Origin of the sequence: Pseudomonas sp. DTU_2021_1001937_2_SI_NGA_ILE_001 (assembly GCF_032463525.1) — a bacterium.
GTDB lineage: Bacteria > Pseudomonadota > Gammaproteobacteria > Pseudomonadales > Pseudomonadaceae > Aquipseudomonas.
Map to the genome: position 1 here is coordinate 877,569 of NZ_CP135971.1, position 16,768 is coordinate 894,336.

Genomic DNA, 16,768 nt, shown 5'->3' on the forward strand with positions numbered 1-16,768 from the left:
CATGAGCTTATGCCTAAAACGAATTTCACAAGCGTTTTTATGGCGTTTAGTTTGTGGCTGGGCGCTTGTTTAGATTTGAAATTCATATGCGCCATTAGCCGGACCTGGCAAGTATTCCATCCCCCTTAGCAATCACGAGACCGCACGCGCGGATCGCAACGGTCGTGCCCATTGGGCACCTGGAGACGAACGTGCGTTACTTCAAGCAACTGGCGGCTGGCATGCTGGCCGCCTCTTTCAGCCTGGCTGCGGCGGCGCAGACCCTGGTGGTCGGCGACCAGAGCTACAACACCCGCGCGGTGATGGAAGCCGCCGGTGTCCTGGACGGTTTGCCCTACGAACTGGACTGGAAGCAGTTCACCGCCGGCTCGCCGGTGGCCGAGGCGTTGAACGTCGGCAGCCTGGACCTCGGCTTACTCGGCGATGCGCCGCCGCTGTTCCTCGGTGCCCTGGGCGCGCCGATCAAGATCATCGCGGTGAGCCGGCAGAACCTCGAAGGCGTGGCCATCCTGGTGCGCAAGGATTCGAACATCCACAGCCTGGCCGACCTGCGCGGCAAGCGCGCAGCCATCTGGAAAGGCTCGTGGAGCCAGCAACTGCTGCTGACCGCGCTGGACCGCGCCGCCGTGCCGCGTGACGCCGTTGAACTGCGTTACCTCAGCGCCCTGGATGCGTCCCATGCCCTGGACGGTGGTTCGGTAGACGTCATCGCCACCTGGGAGCCTTACGTCACTCAACAGCAGCGTCAGGGCGCCCGGGTACTGGCCACCGCCGACGGGCTGATTCCGGCGCAGAGTTTCGTGGTTGCCAACGCCAAGGCGGTGGAGACCAAGCGAGCGCAGATCGCCGACTTCCTGCAACGCCTGAAACAGGCCCGTGAATGGGCGCTCAGTGACCCGCAACACACTGAAGCCTACGCCGATGCCTGGGCAGCACGGACCCGCGCCGACGGTGATATCGCCCGTGCCTGGTTCGCCCGCGCGCGCACCGACCTGGCGGCACTGAACCCGCAGGTGATCACCGATGCGCAAAAGACCGTGGACTTCTTCGCCAGCCTGGAGCTGATCAAGGCTTACCCGGCGGCGAGCCTGTTCGACACCTCGTTCAGTGCCGCGCTGCAGGCACCGGCCACTGCCCAGGCCACGCGCTGAATCGGCTGGCGCCCCCCACCACGAATTCCAAGGAAGTCATGCCCATGAGCAAACGACAGATCAAACTCGGCGCCCTGACCATGGGCTGCGGCGGCCCTGGTCGGCACAACCTGTGGCTCGACCCGGAGCTGCCGGCAGACGCCAGCGTCAATATCGATTGGTACATCGACATCGCCCGGCAGGCCGAAGCCGCGCTGTTCGACCTGATGTTCATCGTCGACAGCCAGTTCATCACCCCCGGCTCGCCGTCGCACTACCTCAACCGCCTGGAACCGCTGACCCTGCTTTCGGCCCTGGCGGTCAGCACCCGCCACATCGGCCTGGTCGGCACGCTCACCACCTCTTATAACGCGCCGTACAACGTCGCGCGTCGCCTGGCATCGCTGGACCTGATCAGCAAGGGCCGCGCCGGCTGGAACGTGGTGACCAGCGGCGACGCCGGTACGGCGGGCAATTATGGTCTGGATGAACACTACGACTACGACACCCGCTACAGCCGTGCCCATGAGCACGTGCAGGTGGTCCAAGGCCTGTGGCGCTCCTATGAAGACGACGCCTTTCCCCGCGACCGCCGCACCGGGCAGTTTCTCGACCCTGCCAAGTTGCATGCGCTGAACCACCAGGGAGCGCATTTCTCGGTGGTCGGCCCGCTGAACATCCAGCGTTCCCCCCAGGGCCAACCGGTGATCTTCCAGGCCGGCGATTCCGAACAGGGTCGCGACCTGGGTGCAGCCACCGCTGACGTGGTGTTCACCCACGCTGCGAGCATCGAACAGGGCCAGGCGTTTTACCGCGATATCAAGGCGCGTGCCGCGCGGCTGGGGCGCGACCCGGAGCAATTGTTGGTGCTGCCGGGGGCAGAGATCTACGTGGGCGACAGCGATGAGCATGCCCGCGAGATCGAGCGGCATTACCACCAGGCCGATCACAGTTTCGAGCTGGCGCTCAAGGAGTTCGGGCGCAATTTCGGCTGGCACGACTTCAGCCAGTACGATCTGGACGCGCCGTTTCCGCAGCAGAGCCTGGAGTCGGCGCGCAGCAGTTTCTTCACCAACGCCAAACGCATCGCCGATCAGGCGCGGGAAAAAGGCTTCACCTTACGCCAGGCGGTGGAGTTCGGGCGGCAGTTGCGTCCGGGTGCCTTCGTGGGGTCGGCGCAGACGGTGGCGGCGAAAATGACCGAGTGGTTCGAGGCGCGGGCGCTGGATGGCTTCAATATCTACATCGGCCACCCTGGGCAGTTCCGCCGTTTTACCGATGAGGTGGTGCCGCTGCTGCAAGAGCGCGGGGTGTATCGCCAGGCCTATGAAGGCACCACCTTGCGCGAAAGCCTGGGCCTGCAAATTCCCCGCTGGCGTAACTGAAACGAGGAAAGGGGCCGCCGAAAGCTTCCCGGCTGAAGCCGGTCCTACCGGTATCGGCCACATATCGCGGCTGAAACCGCCGGGTAGGAGCGGCTTCAGCCGCGATATGTGGCCGCCTATTCACAACAGAAACAGTGAATTTCCTGGGGCTTTCGCGGCTAAAGCCGTTCCCACCGAGCGCCACAAAGCCGCTTCTCAGGCCCTGCGCTGTTGCCGCTCGGCCTCGCGCTGCGCCACCAGGGCGCGGATGCGCGGGATCAGCTCCTGGCCGTATTGCACCGAGTCGGCCAGTTGATCGAAACCGCGGAACAGGAAGGTGGTCACGCCCAGGTCGTAATAGGCCAGCGCCGCTTCGGCGACCTGGTCGGGGGTGCCGACCAGCGAGGTGGAGTTGCCGGCGCCGCCACCCAGCGCGGCGATTTCGGTCCACAGCCGGGTGTCGTGGACCTTGCGCTGGCTGGCCAACTGCACCAGTCGTTCGGAGCCGACGTTGCTCTTGCCGAAGTTCTTCTCACGGCGCTTGCCCTGGCGAATGCCGATACGTTCACGGGCCTCGGCAAGAATGCGCTCGGCGCGCTCCCAGGCCTGCTCCTCGGTGGCGCCGAGGATCGGCCGCAGCGACAGACTGAAGCGGATCTGTTCCTCGCGGCCGTAACGTGCCGCCGCCTTGCGCACCTGGGCAATGCGCTCGCGTACCTGCTCCAGGGGCTCGCCCCACATCATGTACACGTCAGCGTGCCTGGCGGCGACTTCCACCGCCGCGTCGGAGGCACCGGAGAAGTAGATCGGCAAGTGCGGCTGCTGCAGTGGCTTGACCAGGGTCAGGTTGTCTTCCACCCGGTAATGCGCTCCTTGATGGTCGAACGGCTCGTGGCGCGTCCAGGTGTTGCGCAGCACCTGCAGGTACTCGTCGGTACGGGCATAGCGGGCATCCTTGTCGAGGAAGTCGCCGTCGCGTTGCAGGTCGCCGCTGTCGCCGCCGGTGATCACGTTGATCGAGGCCCGGCCACGGCTCAGGTGATCGAGGGTCGCGAATTGCCGCGCGGCGAAGGTCGGTGCCTGAAAACCAGGCCGGTGTGCCACCAGCAGGCCGATGCGTTCGGTCAACGCAGCCACATAGGTGGCGAGGATCATCGAATCCGGGGCGCTGGTGTTGACCGCCAGCAACGCCTTGTCGAAACCACCGTACTCCTGGGCCTGGGCAAAGGCACGGATGAACGGCAGGTCGATTATCGGGCCACGCGGGGCCTGGGATTCGCTGCCTTCCTGGGGGCCGATCAGGCCGATGAACTCAAGACTCATGGACTCGCTCCTTGCATGAAAAATGTCAGGCCACCGCGCCCTGGGCGCGGCGCAGGGTGTTGCGATTGGTCGGTACGGCCAGGCCGAAATGCTCGCGCAGGGTCTGGCCCTGGTACTCGCGGCGCAGCAGCCCGCGGGCCTGCAGCAGCGGCACCACCTGTTCGGTAAAGGCTTGCAGGCCGTCAGGCAGCAGCGAGTTGATGATGAAACCGTCGGCAGCGCCGTTTTCGAACCAGTACTGCAGGGCATCGGCCACCTGTTCCGGAGTGCCCACGAAGTCGCGACGTGGCTGCGAGAAACGCAGCGCCAGCTGGCGCAAGGTCAGGCCCTCGTCGCGGGCCAGTTGCTTGAGCTGGTCAGAGGTGCCCTTGTGGCTGTCATTGCCCAGGGTGCCAAGGTCCGGGAACGGCGCATCGAGGTCATGCCGGCTGAAGTCGTAGTCATTGAACGGCCGGCCCAGTGCAACCAGGGCATCTTCGATGCTGACCAGCTCGACGGCCTGCTGATAGCGATCTTCCACCTCGGCGGCATCGCGACCAACGATCGGCCGGATACCCGGCAGGATCGACAACTGTTGCGGGTCGCGGCCATGCCGTGCGGCTCTTTGCTTGAGGTCCTGGTAGTAGTCGCGGGCATCGCTGAACGACTCGGGGCTGACGAAGATCGCATCGGCGTTCTGCGCCGCGAAATGGCGGCCGTCTTCCGACACCCCGGCCTGGAAGATCACCGGCTGGCCCTGGCGCGAACGCTGGATGTTCAGCGGTCCCTTGACCTTGAAGAACTCGCCCTGGTGGCCAAGTGTGTGCAGTTTGTTCGGGTCGAAGAACTGCCCGCTGTGCTTGTCGCGGGTGAAGGCGTCGTCTTCCCAGGAGTCCCACAGGCCCTTGACCACTTCCAGGTGTTCGCGGGCGATGCGGTAGCGCACCGCATGCGGTGGGTGTTCGGCCTTGCCGAAGTTGTCGGCGGTACCCGACAGCCAGGACGTCACCACGTTCCAGCCGGCGCGGCCGCCGCTGATCAGATCCAGCGAGGCGAACTGCCGGGCGACCTGGAACGGCTCGGTGTAGCTGACCGTGACCGTGGCCACCAGGCCGATGCGCTCGGTGATCGCCGCCAGCGCCGAAAGGATCGTCAGCGGTTCGAAGCGATTGAGGTAGTGGGGGCTGGAGCGGGCATGGATGTGCAGGCTGTCGGCGATGAAGGCGAAGTCGAAGCGGGCGGCTTCGGCCAACCGGGCCTGGTGCTTGTAGAAACCGAAGTTGACGCTGGCGTCGGCCAGCGCATCGGGGTGGCGCCATTCGCCCCAGCCATGGCCGACGCCATGAATCATGGCGCCAAGGCGGATTTGTCGTGTGCTCATCGAAGTACCTGTGGTGAAGAGGTGGGAAAGGGCTGGCGCAGGCCATCGCCAACGCGCCGCAGGGCGCGTCGAGCATGGCGTGAGTCAGAATGGGCGTTCATGCGGTGCAGGCTCCTGGCGTGGTCGGGAAAACGGCCTCCGCCAGGAAAGGGGTCGGTCTGGATTGAACTTAGCGGTGTAAGTCAGGCTTGTGAAAGGCTTTGTGGTTCTATGCTAATAATGAGTGATCTGAATCTAAATTAACTAAGATTATGCGTTTTATGCATTTATGGCTCGACGCCCCGGAATGGCCGCGATCAGCTCGCGGGTGTAGTCACTGGCTGGCTGCTCGAACACCTGGTTGGCCGGGCCTTGTTCCACCACATGGCCCTTACGCAGCACCAGGACGTGATCGGCCATGTTTGCCACCACGGCCAGGTCGTGGGACACCAGCACATAAGCGATACCCAGTTCGCGCTGCAATTGTTCGAGCAACGCGAGGATCTGCGCCTGGACAGACACATCCAGTGCACTCACCGGTTCGTCGAGCAGCAGCAGCTCAGGTTGCAGCGCCAACGCACGGGCGATGGCCACGCGCTGGCGCTGGCCGCCAGACAGCTCGCGGGGCAGACGGTCGAGGTATTCCACGGGCAGATGCACTCGCTTGATCAGCTCACGCGCCGCCTGCTCCAGCGCCTCGCCCTTGAGCAGGCCAAATGACACGAGCGGTTCGACGATGCTGTCGAACACCGTGAAACGTGGGTCCAGTGCCGCGAACGGGTTCTGCTGCACCAGTTGGATGCGCCGGCGCAGTGGGCGGAACTCGCGCCAGCCATAACCACTGACATCCTGCTGATCGAACAGCACCTGCCCATGGCTGGGTGTTTCAAGGCCCAGGGCGATACGCAATGCCGTGCTCTTGCCTGACCCGGATTCGCCGACGATCGCCAGGGTACGGCCACGATGCACCTCCAGGCTCAGGTCGTGCAGGGCCGTGAAATGGCTGTTCTGCCCCTGACTTGCGGGCAAGCGAAAGCGTTTGCCGACGCCCACCAGGCGCAGGATGGGCGGTGCCTCGCTGGGTACTGAGACGGGTCGCTGGCGGGGTATGGCGAACGCCGGTGCAGCAGCGAGCAAGGCTCGCGTGTAAGGGTGCTGGGCGTCGCCGAGAATCTGGGCTGGCGAACCCTGTTCGACCCCTTCGCCGCGCTGCATGACCAGCAGGCGGTCGGCGCGGTCGGTGGCCATGCCCAGGTCGTGGGTGATGATCAGCAGGGCAATGCCGCGCTCGGCCACCAGGCGCTGCAAATGGTCGAGGATCTTGCGCTGTACCGTGACATCCAGGGCGCTGGTTGGCTCATCGGCGATGATCAGCTGCGGGTCGCCCGCCAGAGCGATGGCGATCAGCACGCGCTGGCGCATCCCGCCAGACAGTTCATGGGGATACTGACGTGCGCGTAGCAGCGGGTCGTCGAGGCCGACCTGAGCGAGCAGTTCCAGCACGTCGGCATCCAGGCCGGCATAGCGCCGCCCGCGCGCCAGCAGCAAGGCTTCGCCGATTTGTTGGCCGACGCGCAGGGTGGGATTGAGGCTGACCATCGGGTCCTGCGGCACCAGGCCGATCATCCGCCCGCGCACCTGGCGCCAGTCGCGTTCGCTGGCCTGGGCCATTTCCCTGCCGGCGATGCGCAGCTGACCCGCGTCGATCTGTGCGTTGCCCGGCAACAGACCGAGCAGCGCATTGGCCAGGGTCGATTTGCCCGAGCCAGACTCACCGACGATGGCCAGTGTTTCCCCGGCGGCCAGGCTCAACGACAGTCGGCGCACGGCCTGCAGCCGCTGGCTGGCCACGGCATAGCTGATACTCAGGTCCTGTACTTCGATCAAGGCTGGCGAGGTCATCGGGCCTGCTCCTCGACGCTGCGCGCCAGATGGTTGAGGCTGAACACCACGGCGACCACGAACAGCCCCGGCAGCAGCGACACCCAGGGTGCGGTGATCAGGAAGTGCCGGCCATTGGCGATCAGCGTGCCCCATTCCGCTGCCGGCGGCGCGGCGCCGAAGCCGAGGAAGCTCAACCCGGCAGCGGCCAGGATCGCCGCACCGAAATCCAGCGTGGCAAGCACCGCCACCGGCCCCCAGGCGTTGGGCAGCACATGGCGCAGCAGGGTGCGGGTCCAGCTGGCGCCGCCCAGGCGCGCGGCTTCCACGTAGGGCAGGGTCTTGATGCGCAGCACCTCGGCGCGAGTGGTACGGGCGAAGCCAGGAATGATCCCGACACCGACCGCTACGGCCACCGGCACGGTACCGAAGCCGATGGCAGTGACGATGGCCAGGGCCAGAAGCAGGCCGGGCAGCGCCAGCAGCACGTCGACCAGGCGCATCAGAGCGGCATCCACACGCCCGCCGGCAAACCCGGCCAGTACGCCAAGGCTCAAGCCCCCGGCCAGGGCGATGGCCACGGCCAGCAGCGCCGCCTGCACCGAAAGCCGCGAGCCATAGACGACGCGGGTATACAGGTCGCGGCCCAGTTCATCGGTGCCGAACCAATGGGTCGCACTGGGGGCGGCGAGCTTGTCCACCGGCGATGTCGCGTAGGGGTCGAAGCTGGTCAGCAGTTGCGGCGCGGCGGCTGCCAGCAGGGCAAACGCCACCACCAGCAGGGCCAGGCTGAAGCCGGGACGACGTAGCAGTGGCGCGGCGGCCAGGACCAGGCGTCGCAGGCGTGTGCGGCGTTTCCAGGTTGCGCTGGGTGGCGCCAGGGGGGCGGGGTAGGAGCGAGTTTCGGCGGTCATGTCAGGTCACCTTGGGAGTATGGGTGATACGTGGGTCCAGGCACGGGTAGAGCAGGTCGACGATCAGGTTGACCACCACGAAGGCCGCCGCCGAGACCGCGACCACCGCCAGCACCACCGGAATGTCCTGGCGCAGCACGGCTTCCTGGGCCAGGCGCCCGACGCCGTTGCGCGAGAAGATGGTTTCCACCAGTACCGCGCCGGACACCGTGTTGCCCACCTGCAGGCCGACCAGGGTCAGCACCGGCAACGCGGCATTGCGCAGCCCATGGCACGCCTGCACCTGCGCGCGGCTGAGGCCTTTGGCAAAGGCGGTGGTGATATAGGGCTCCTGCCACACGCCCTGGAAACCGCGCTGCAGCACCTGGGCATACACGGCGGCACTGGGAATCGCCAATGTCACTGCAGGCAGCACCAGGCTTTCGACGCCTTGGCTGCCGGTGGCGGGAAACCAGCCCAGGCCGAAGGCGAAGACCTGGATCAGCAACAGGCCCATCCAGAACACCGGTACGGAAAAGCCCAGCGACGGCAGGCGCGCCAGTGCGGTCTTCAGCGGCTGCCATTGCAGGTAAGCCGTGAGGTAGGCCAGGCCGATGCCTCCCACCAGCGAGAGCAGGATGGCCAGGCCGGCCAGGGCCAGGGTCTGTGGCAGGCGCTCGGCGAGCAGTTCGCTGACCGGGCGGCCCAGCGACAGCGACTGGCCGAGGTCGCCCTGCACGGCGCGCCACAGCAAGTCGAAATACTGCTCGAACAGGCCCTTGTCCAGGCCGTAGTAGGCGCGGGCCTTGGCCAGCGCTTCGGGCGACAGGCCGTCGGCCTCCATGCCCGAGGCGCTGAGCATGATCGCCAGGGTGTCGCCTGGCAGCAGGTAGAGAATGAAATAGCTGATGCTGTAGGCGCCCCAGAGCACCAGCAGCGCCTGGCCGATGCGGCCGATCAGGTAGCGCCTCATGGCTGGCCCACCTGGATGTCACTGAGGAAGGCGAAGCCTTCGGCGGTCCAGTGGAAGTTCTTCACCCGCGGGGCGGTGGCTGCCTGCCAGACACGCTCGTAGATCGGAAAGGCCGAGGCTTCGTCGACCAGCAGGTCCTGCAACTGGCCGTAGGCGTCGGCGCGCTGTGCATCGGCGGTGGCGGTGATGCCCTGGTCGAACAGCGCCTGGGCGCGCACCAGGGTAGCGGGTTCATAGGTGCTGGTGGCCAGGGTGGCGCTGTTGGCGGCACGCGGGTCGAGGATGGTCTGCAGGATGATCGGGTCGGCTCGGGTCATGTAGGTGGAGGTCAGGTCGTAATTGCCCGAACTGTTGCCGGCCACCCACTCGGCGCGGGTCAGCACGTTGAGTTTCAAGTCGATGCCGACCTTGCGCAGCTGGTCCTGGATCAGCACATCGCCAGCGCTTTCGGCAGGCGTGAGGTTGTAGCGCAGGGTCAGGCGCTGGCCGTTCTTGTAGCGGTAGCCGTCGGCTGCCTTGTTCCAGCCCGCGGCATCGAGCAGACGCTCGGCGCCCTGTGGGTCGTAGGCGAGCTTGGCGCTCTGCTCCTTGAAGTACGGCGTGGTCACGTCGTACACGCCGCGCACCACCGGAAATGCGGCGTTGTAAACGGTGTGTGCGTAGCTGCTGCGGTCGATGGCTTTCTGCAGCGCCAGGCGCAGTTGCCGGTCGCCGAGCAGACGACCGTTGCGGGTGTTGGGGTAGAGGTTGAGCGCCGGACCGGGCAGGGAGCGGCTCTGGATGGTCGCGCCCTTGGACTGGAACAGCGTGGCGTCGACCTCCGAGAAGGGGTTGCGTGGCCAGAGGATGTCGGCCTTGCCCTGCAGGAACAGGCCATTGCGCACGCTTTCCTCGGGAATGTAGCGGATCTCGACGCTGTCCAGGTGGGCGGCCCCCTGGTTGCGCACGTTGGCCGAGGCCCAGGCGTAGTCGGCTCGCTTCACCAGCCGGGCGCCGACCTCCGGGGTGTAGTGCTCCAGCACGAAGGGGCCGGTGCCGATGATCTTGCCCAGCGAGCGTTCCTGGGCCGTGAGCTGGTAGGAGGCCGGGGCGAGGATCGCCAGGTTGGTGGTGGACGTGGCCTGCAGGAAACCGGCATTGGGGCGTGACAGCACCAGGCGGACGGTGAAGGTGTCGAGCACCTCGGCGTGGTCGTAGCCGGCCAGGTAGGTGGCGCCGAAGGTCGCGGGCAACTGCGTGGCAAAGGCCTTGTTGCTGTCGAAGGCGGTCTTCACCGCCTGGGCGTCGAAACGCTCGCCGTTGCTGAAGGTAACGTCCTGGCGCAGGTGGAAGGTGTAGCTCAGCGCATCGGGGCTGACCTCCCAGCGCTCGGCCAACCAGGGAATGATGCGGCCCGTTTCCGGGTCCTGGTCAGTGAGCGACTCGGCGACGTTGCGCAGCAGCACGCGATGCTCCAGCCAATACACCTGGAACGGGTCGACGCTGACCAGGGTGGTGTTGTCGCCCCAGAAGGCGATGTTCAGGGTCTTGCTGGCCGTGCTGTCGGCCGTGGGCGAGCAACCGCCCAAGGCCAGGCCGAGGGCGCAGGCGGCGAACAGCTGCCTGACGAGACGCAGTGGGGGCATGGAATCTTTCCTCATGGGCGCAGGGTGCCGGGGGGCACCCCCCAGCAGGCATTGGGTGCGATGGATCAGTGCTGGTAGTCACGGCCTTCGCGATCGAGCTGGCGGATCAACGCGTCCCAGTGGCGCTGGATGCCTTCGCCCAGACCGTCGGAAAAGCGCTTGGACTGTTCGTGAACCTTGGCGATGGCCGCTGGCGCGGCGTGCAGCAACTGGTCGTTGCCGCCGGCCTGGGCAGCCACCTGGATGTTGCAGGCGCGTTCCAGACCGTGCAGTTCCCGGAACGCATGCTCGACACTGACGCCGCCGGTGAGCAGCCCGTGGTTGCGCAAGATGAGAATGTTGCTGTCCCCCAGGTTGGCCACCAGCCGCTGCTGTTCATCCAGATCGAGGGCCACGCCTTCGTAGTCGTGGTAGGCCACACGGCTGTAGTAGGCCAGCGCATGCTGGGAGATTGGCAGCAGACCGTCGCGCTGCGCCGATACCGCCGCACCGTCACGCGTATGGGTGTGCAGCACCGCCTTGAGATCCGGACGGGCGCGGTGGATGGCACTGTGGATCACATAGCCGGCCTGGTTGATGCCCAGCCCCAGCGGGTCGTCGATGAGGGTGCCGTCGACGTCGACCTTGACCAGGTTCGACGCGGTGATTTCGTCGAACAACAGGCCGAAGGCGTTGATCAGAAAGTGCTCGTCTGGGCCGGGCACCCGTGCAGAGAAGTGCGTGTAGATGTGGTCGGTCCAGCGCAACAGCGCGGCCAGGCGGTAGGCGGCGGCGAGCTTGACGCGCACCTCCCATTCCTCGGCGCTGACGCGGTTGCGTACGTCGAGGGTGCCGATGTCGATGGCGGTCAGTGAACTCATGTCGGGTCTCCGGTGGTCGGGTCAGTAGCCGCGTCGGGTGTCGACCAGGTTGGCCAGGGGCGCCTGTTCGCGGTAGCGGTGGAAGTTGTCGATGAAGGCTTCGAGGAAGGCCGGGTAGCCGTCGGTGGAAATGGCCGAGGTATGCGGTGACAGGAACACGCGCGGGTGATGGTAGAGCGGATGGCCGTCGGGCAGGGGTTCCGGCTCGCTGACGTCGAGGCTGGCGCGGCCGATGCGCCCGCTGTCCAGCGCTTCGAGCAACGCCTGCTGGTCGAGCAGGCCGCCACGGGCGATGTTGATCAGGTGCAACCCGGGACGCGCATGGCTCAGCACCTGGCGATCGATCAGGCCACGGGTAGCCGGTGTCAACGGCGCCGCCAGCACCAGGTGGTCGCTACCCGCGAACAGCTGCTGCAGGGTTTCGGCGCGCGTCACCCCAGGTTGCTCGGCGATGGCCTGGCCGGGACGGCTCAGGGCCAGAACCTGCATGCCCAGAGCCACCGCCTTGTGCGCCAGGCTCTGGCCGATGCTGCCGAAACCGAGAATCCCCAGGGTGCGGCCGCGCACGGGTGACAGGGGGCTTAGCTGCCAGGCGGCGTCCTTGACCCACAGCCCGGGCAGTTGCTTGGCCGCGGCGAAGATCAGGGCAAGGGCGAATTCGGCGACCTGTTCGGCGTTGGCCCCGCGGCCGCTGGTCACCGGCGGGCCGTGGAATACCCAGTCCGGGTAGAAATCGATGCCCGACGAGACCAACTGCACCCAGCGCAGGCCCCATGGCCAACCGACGGGCACCTCGTCGACCCGCTGACCGCGCACATTCAGCGGGCGCAGGATCAACACGTCGGCGGGCACATCGAGGTTCGGCTGCCCCAGGGGCAGGTCGAGGACCTGGTGGTCGACCAGGCGCTCGCGCAACCATTGGTTGGCGGCAGCATCCAGCTGGCTGGCGATCAGCGAGGCACTCATGCCGACACCTCTGCGAACGCGGCGCGGCCGGCCTGGCCGAACACCACGTCGTCCTGCGGGGTGTGGATGCGGCTGCACAGCACGTCGCGGTAATGGCGCTCCAGCGGATTACGACGCGACAGACCAGGGTTGCCGGCGGCTTCGATGGCCAGTTCCACGGCCTGGATGGCGTTGTTGCACACCAGATGCTTGATCTGCCCGGCGTGCCGCGCCTCGATCTGCCCCGCGGCGGCGGAGTCGAGCAGGCTGCGATTGGCGAACAGCAGGGTGTCGATGCGCCCCAGCACTTCCTGGAAGCGTGGCAGGCTGGCCAGTGGCGCCCCGAGGTTGGACGGTGCCCGCTGCTGCAGGAACGTTGCCAGCCAGTCTCGCGCCGCCTGGGCCACGCCGTCGTACACCGAGGGCAGCAGCACGGACATCCACAGCAGTCCTTCGGGGTCGAGTTCGGCGCGGGGTGCGCTGGCCGGGCTGACGCTCACCGCATGGTCGAGGGGAATCAGCACGTCGTCGAAGCGCACTTCGTGGCTGCAGGTGGCGCGCATGCCCAGATGGTCCCAGTCCTCGACGATCTGAATGCCTGGGGTGTCGCGGTGGACCAGGAAGCCGCCGACCAGCGGATCGTGGTCGTCGCTGCGTCCCCACACCAGATACCAGGTCAGGCCATGGCTGCCGGTGGAGTAGATCTTGCGCCCCGACAGCCGCCAGCCTTCCGGGGTGCGCCGCGCCACGCTGGCGGGCAGGCCACCACGGGCCGGCGTGCCGAGATCGGGCTCGACACGCAGCGCGTTGATCAGTGCGCCGTGTGCCACGGCCTCCTGGGCGACGCGGCGGCGCAGGTGCTCGGGCCAGCGCGGATCATCGTGCAGGCGGGCATGTTGCAGGTACTGCATGACCAGAATCAGCGCGCTGGCCGGGTCGCCTTTGCCGACGGCTTCGACCACCCGGCGTGCTGCAGGCAGGTCGGCGCCACCACCGCCAAGCGCACGTGGCACGCTGAAGGCCAGCAGCCCGTGGCGGCGCAACAGGTCGAAGTTGTCATGGGGAAACTGCGCGCTGCGGTCATAGCGCTCGGCGTTGGCGGCCAAGGCTTGGGTCAGCTCGGCCAGGGCGCGCGGGGAAGGGTGACTCATGGGGCTTTCATCCCTGAAGTACGGTGGTTTTTAAGACCGTATTCGCATGGATCAAAGCTGTAAAAGTCTTTTTGGTTCTATGCTAATTATTTGTTTTAAGAATCTTTAAGATTTTTATATATGCAAAATTCGCATTAAATGGTGCGTGTGCCGCGTTCCCGCGCGGCACATAGGGGGTCAGCCCTGCAGGCGCTGCGCGGTCACCCGGCCGAACAGCTCCACCGGCTCCTGCAGATTGCCCAGGTAGCGCGGATGGAACAGCCACAGGTCGACCTGCGGTTTGAAGTCGCTGATGTTCAGCACCTCCAGCGCATCGCGATGGCGGCTGGTGTGCAGCAGCGGCTCGGGCACCAGCCCCAGGCCCTGGCCGCTGGCCACCAGGCCCAGTTGCAGTTCGGTGCCGAAGGTTTCCAGGTTGATCCCCAGGCTCAGGCCCTGTTCGCTCAAGGCGCGTTGCAGGCCGGCACGGAACCCGCAGCCGTCGGGGTTGAGCACCCAACCGCGGGTGTAGCAGTCCTTGAGCTTGCAGTTGCGCTTGCCGACGCTGCCCTTGGCTGCCACCACCTTCAGCGCCATGCGCCCGATCGACTGGCTGGCGATGCCCTCGGGGAAGATCTTGCCCGGTGGGAACAGGGCGGCAGCGGCATCCAGCTCGCCATTCTCCATGCGCGTGATCAGGCTGCTGCCCCAGCCACTGCTGACCTGGGTACGCAGGGGCGGGTAGGCTTCGCGGATCTGTGCCAGGGCGTCGAGCAGCACCACGTCGCCGAGCGTCTGCGGCATGCCCAGGCGCAGGGTGCCGGAAGGCGCACCGTCATTGGCCACCAGCTCGCGCAGTGAGTCGATCTCGCGCAGGATGGCCTTGCACTGCTCGTAGACACGCAGGCCCATGGGAGTGGGTTTGAGCGGTTTGGTATTGCGGTCGAGCAGCGTGGCCCCGAGGGCTTCCTCGAAGTTCTGTACGCGCCGGGTGATGGCCGGTTGCGTCAGTTGCAGGGCTTCGGCGGCCAGGTTGGTCGACTGGCAACGAATGACCGCCACGAAGGCGTCCATATCATCGATTTTCATGTTCGGCGCTCGGCAAAAGGAACGGAAAAATAACGCATGCACATAATCTGCCTGAAGAATAATGCTGCCTGTATCAATTACCAAGCCGCCCTGATAATCGTGCCTGGAGCCCTGATCTTGCGATGCATGCGATTAAATGCATATTAGGTTATTCCTAAAATCAATTTAATTTATTCATTGCTCCTCGTTTAGAGTCGCTGCCATCCGGGGCGCAAGAAGCGCCTCGCCATAGACTTCGAGGAGCGCCATGTCCATCCGTTCAAGATTGCTGAACCGCTTGTTGCCCTTTGCCGCGGCCATGCTGCTGGTCACTCAGGCGAGTGCTGCCGAGCGCCTGACCCTGCGCATCGGCGACCAGAAGGGCAACATGCGCGCCCAGCTGGAAGCTGCCGACGCCCTGCGAGACCTGCCTTATGACATTCGCTGGGCGGAGTTTCCCGCCGCCGCGCCGCTGGCCGAGGCGTTGAACGCCGGGGCCATCGATGCGGGCATCATCGGCGATGCGCCGTTGTTGTTCGTGCTGGCGTCCGGTGCGCCGGTCAAGGCCATCGCCGTCGACAAGTCCGACCCTTATGGCACCGCACTGCTGGTGCGCCCGGATGCACCGCTGCAAACCGCTGCCGACCTCAAGGGCAAGCGTATTGCGACCGGGCGTGGCTCGATCGGCCATCATCTGGCGCTCAAGGCCCTGGACCAGGCCGGGTTGAGTGAAAAGGACGTGGAATTTCGTTTCCTGGGGCCGGTCGACGCCAAGATCGCCCTGGCCAATGGGGCAGTGGATGCCTGGTCGACCTGGGAGCCTTATACCGCGCTGGCCGAGTTGAGCGGGCAGGGGCGAGTACTGGTCAATGGTCGTGGCCTGTCGAGTGGCAACAGCTTCCTGGCCGCCACCGACCAGGCGCTGGAAGACCCGGCACGCCGCGCCGCCTTGCAGGACTACCTCAATCGCCTGGCGGGTGCGCAGATCTGGGCCTACCAGCATCTGGACAGCTATTCCAAGACCCTGGCGACCATCATCGGCTTTCCGCAAGACGCTGCCCGGCTGCAGTTCGAGCGCCGCCAACTGCATTGGCAGGCCATCGATGCCAAGACGGTTGCCGAGCAACAGGACACCGCCGATTTCTACCAGGCCCATGGCCTGATGAACGAACGCCTCGACGTGGCACCGACCTTCGCCCAGGGCTTCAGCGTACCGGGCACCGGCAAAGTCGCCGCCAATCCTTGATCAGGAGGTTCCGTCATGACCTTTCCATCCTGGCGCCGTCTGGCGCTGACGCTGGTGCTCGGCACGCTGCTGCCGGGCCTGGTCCAGGCCGAGCAGACCCTGCGCATCGGCTACCAGAAATCCTCGACCCTGCTGACCCTGCTCAAGACCCGCGGCACTCTGGAGCAACGCCTGCAGGCGCAAGGCATACGCATCAGCTGGCACGAGTTTCCCAGCGGCCTGCCGCTGCTGGAAGCGCTCAATCTGGGCAACGTCGACTTGTCGGCAGACGTCGCCGATACCGTACCGGTGTTCGCCCAGGCCGCCGGCGCCAAGCTGACCTATTTCGCCCGGGAGACCGCCTCGCCCAGGGCCCAGGCGATTCTGCTGCCTGCCGACTCGTCGGTCCGCAGCCTGGCCGACCTCAAGGGCAAGCGCGTGGCAGTGACCAAGGCCGCCGGCAGCCATTACCTGTTGATCGAAGCACTGGCCAAGGCCGGGTTGAGCTTCAAGGACATCAGCCCGGCCTACCTGATCCCCGCCGATGGGCGGGCGGCGTTCGAGAACGGCAAGGTCGATGCCTGGGTGACCTGGGATCCTTACGTCGCCAGCGCGCAGCGCCAGCAGCAGGCGCGCATTCTTGTCGATGGCAGCGGCCTGGCCAGTTACCAGCGCTACTACCTGGCGGGCAGTGACTACGCCAAGGCGCACCCCGATGTGCTGCAGCAGGTCTACACCGCCCTGCGCGAAACCGGCCGCTGGGCCAAGGCCGAACCGGCCGCCGCTGCCGCGATTCTCGGCCCGCTGTGGGGCAATCTGGACAGCGAGACGGTGCAACAGGCCAACGCACGACGCAGTTACGACGTGCAGCCGGTGCGGCTCGATGAATTGGCTGAGCAGCAACGCATTGCCGATGCGTTCTACCGCGAAGGGCTGTTGCCCAAGGCGGTGGACGCCCAGGCGGTGAGTGTGTTCGAAGTGCGGGCGGAGTGAGCGCAGCAGGCTGCATTCA

General features: G+C 65.9%; 14 protein-coding genes. 4 read left to right on the forward strand and 10 right to left on the reverse strand.

Going from position 1 to position 16,768, the window contains the following annotated elements; all coding sequences use genetic code 11:
* Nucleotides 1–191 precede the first annotated feature (191 nt).
* The gene (locus RRX38_RS03925; protein ID WP_315961619.1) at nucleotides 192–1,151 is read left to right on the forward strand and encodes an ABC transporter substrate-binding protein; all 960 of its coding nucleotides are present in this window, start codon (nucleotides 192–194) and stop codon (nucleotides 1,149–1,151) included.
* 44 nt (nucleotides 1,152–1,195) lie between these two features.
* Nucleotides 1,196–2,515 (forward strand): LLM class flavin-dependent oxidoreductase, encoded by a 1,320-nt coding sequence (locus RRX38_RS03930; RefSeq protein ID WP_315961620.1) that lies wholly within the window; start codon nucleotides 1,196–1,198, stop codon nucleotides 2,513–2,515.
* Nucleotides 2,516–2,710: 195 nt separating this feature from the next.
* On the opposite strand, the gene RRX38_RS03935 is transcribed toward RRX38_RS03930, so the two are convergent.
* The 10 genes from RRX38_RS03935 to RRX38_RS03980 all read right to left on the reverse strand — a co-directional run bounded on the left by RRX38_RS03935 (nucleotide 2,711) and on the right by RRX38_RS03980 (nucleotide 14,552).
* The gene (locus RRX38_RS03935) at nucleotides 2,711–3,817 is read right to left on the reverse strand and encodes an LLM class flavin-dependent oxidoreductase (protein ID WP_315961621.1); all 1,107 of its coding nucleotides are present in this window, start codon (nucleotides 3,815–3,817) and stop codon (nucleotides 2,711–2,713) included.
* 25 nt (nucleotides 3,818–3,842) lie between these two features.
* Nucleotides 3,843–5,177 carry an LLM class flavin-dependent oxidoreductase gene (locus tag RRX38_RS03940; RefSeq protein WP_315961622.1) on the reverse strand — a complete coding sequence of 445 codons (1,335 nt, stop codon included), beginning with the start codon at nucleotides 5,175–5,177 and terminating at the stop codon, nucleotides 3,843–3,845.
* A 258-nt stretch (nucleotides 5,178–5,435) separates the two neighbouring features.
* The gene (locus RRX38_RS03945; protein ID WP_315961623.1) at nucleotides 5,436–7,058 is read right to left on the reverse strand and encodes an ABC transporter ATP-binding protein; all 1,623 of its coding nucleotides are present in this window, start codon (nucleotides 7,056–7,058) and stop codon (nucleotides 5,436–5,438) included.
* The gene (locus RRX38_RS03950) at nucleotides 7,055–7,951 is read right to left on the reverse strand and encodes an ABC transporter permease (protein WP_315961624.1); all 897 of its coding nucleotides are present in this window, start codon (nucleotides 7,949–7,951) and stop codon (nucleotides 7,055–7,057) included. Before RRX38_RS03950 ends, RRX38_RS03945 begins: the two co-directional genes overlap by 4 nt.
* A 1-nt stretch (nucleotide 7,952) precedes the next feature.
* Nucleotides 7,953–8,903, reverse strand: a complete 951-nt coding sequence (locus RRX38_RS03955) for an ABC transporter permease (RefSeq protein WP_315961625.1) — start codon at nucleotides 8,901–8,903, stop codon at nucleotides 7,953–7,955.
* On the reverse strand, nucleotides 8,900–10,528 hold the full coding sequence (locus RRX38_RS03960) for an ABC transporter substrate-binding protein (RefSeq protein WP_295475503.1): 1,629 nt from the start codon (nucleotides 10,526–10,528) through the stop codon (nucleotides 8,900–8,902). The genes RRX38_RS03955 and RRX38_RS03960 overlap by 4 nt, the downstream gene beginning before the upstream one ends.
* A 65-nt stretch (nucleotides 10,529–10,593) precedes the next feature.
* Nucleotides 10,594–11,388 (reverse strand): class II aldolase/adducin family protein, encoded by a 795-nt coding sequence (locus RRX38_RS03965; RefSeq protein ID WP_295475500.1) that lies wholly within the window; start codon nucleotides 11,386–11,388, stop codon nucleotides 10,594–10,596.
* Nucleotides 11,389–11,409: 21 nt separating this feature from the next.
* Nucleotides 11,410–12,354, reverse strand: a complete 945-nt coding sequence (locus tag RRX38_RS03970) for a D-isomer specific 2-hydroxyacid dehydrogenase family protein (RefSeq protein WP_315961626.1) — start codon at nucleotides 12,352–12,354, stop codon at nucleotides 11,410–11,412.
* Entirely contained in the window at nucleotides 12,351–13,484 is a 1,134-nt protein-coding gene (locus tag RRX38_RS03975; RefSeq protein WP_315961627.1) for an acyl-CoA dehydrogenase family protein, read from the reverse strand. The genes RRX38_RS03970 and RRX38_RS03975 overlap by 4 nt, the downstream gene beginning before the upstream one ends.
* 177 nt (nucleotides 13,485–13,661) lie before the next feature.
* Entirely contained in the window at nucleotides 13,662–14,552 is an 891-nt protein-coding gene (locus RRX38_RS03980; protein WP_315961628.1) for a LysR family transcriptional regulator, read from the reverse strand.
* Nucleotides 14,553–14,799: 247 nt separating this feature from the next.
* Between RRX38_RS03980 and RRX38_RS03985 the strand changes: the two genes are divergently transcribed.
* A complete protein-coding gene (locus RRX38_RS03985) occupies nucleotides 14,800–15,777 on the forward strand; it encodes an ABC transporter substrate-binding protein (protein ID WP_315961629.1) in 978 nt (325 codons plus the stop codon).
* Between the two features lie 15 nt (nucleotides 15,778–15,792).
* Complete coding sequence (locus tag RRX38_RS03990; protein WP_315961630.1) at nucleotides 15,793–16,749, forward strand: aliphatic sulfonate ABC transporter substrate-binding protein; 957 nt, start codon at nucleotides 15,793–15,795, stop codon at nucleotides 16,747–16,749.
* The last annotated feature ends 19 nt before the right edge of the window (nucleotides 16,750–16,768 follow it).

Coding starts and splice junctions, on each gene's coding strand:
- RRX38_RS03930 (WP_315961620.1), top strand. CDS start 1,196: ATGAGCAAACGACAGATCAAACTCGGCGCCCTGACCATGGGCTGCGGC.
- RRX38_RS03935 (WP_315961621.1), bottom strand. CDS start 3,817: ATGAGTCTTGAGTTCATCGGCCTGATCGGCCCCCAGGAAGGCAGCGAA.
- RRX38_RS03940 (WP_315961622.1), bottom strand. CDS start 5,177: ATGAGCACACGACAAATCCGCCTTGGCGCCATGATTCATGGCGTCGGC.
- RRX38_RS03945 (WP_315961623.1), bottom strand. CDS start 7,058: ATGACCTCGCCAGCCTTGATCGAAGTACAGGACCTGAGTATCAGCTAT.
- RRX38_RS03950 (WP_315961624.1), bottom strand. CDS start 7,951: ATGACCGCCGAAACTCGCTCCTACCCCGCCCCCCTGGCGCCACCCAGC.
- RRX38_RS03955 (WP_315961625.1), bottom strand. CDS start 8,903: ATGAGGCGCTACCTGATCGGCCGCATCGGCCAGGCGCTGCTGGTGCTC.
- RRX38_RS03960 (WP_295475503.1), bottom strand. CDS start 10,528: ATGCCCCCACTGCGTCTCGTCAGGCAGCTGTTCGCCGCCTGCGCCCTC.
- RRX38_RS03965 (WP_295475500.1), bottom strand. CDS start 11,388: ATGAGTTCACTGACCGCCATCGACATCGGCACCCTCGACGTACGCAAC.
- RRX38_RS03970 (WP_315961626.1), bottom strand. CDS start 12,354: ATGAGTGCCTCGCTGATCGCCAGCCAGCTGGATGCTGCCGCCAACCAA.
- RRX38_RS03975 (WP_315961627.1), bottom strand. CDS start 13,484: ATGAGTCACCCTTCCCCGCGCGCCCTGGCCGAGCTGACCCAAGCCTTG.
- RRX38_RS03980 (WP_315961628.1), bottom strand. CDS start 14,552: ATGAAAATCGATGATATGGACGCCTTCGTGGCGGTCATTCGTTGCCAG.
- RRX38_RS03985 (WP_315961629.1), top strand. CDS start 14,800: ATGTCCATCCGTTCAAGATTGCTGAACCGCTTGTTGCCCTTTGCCGCG.
- RRX38_RS03990 (WP_315961630.1), top strand. CDS start 15,793: ATGACCTTTCCATCCTGGCGCCGTCTGGCGCTGACGCTGGTGCTCGGC.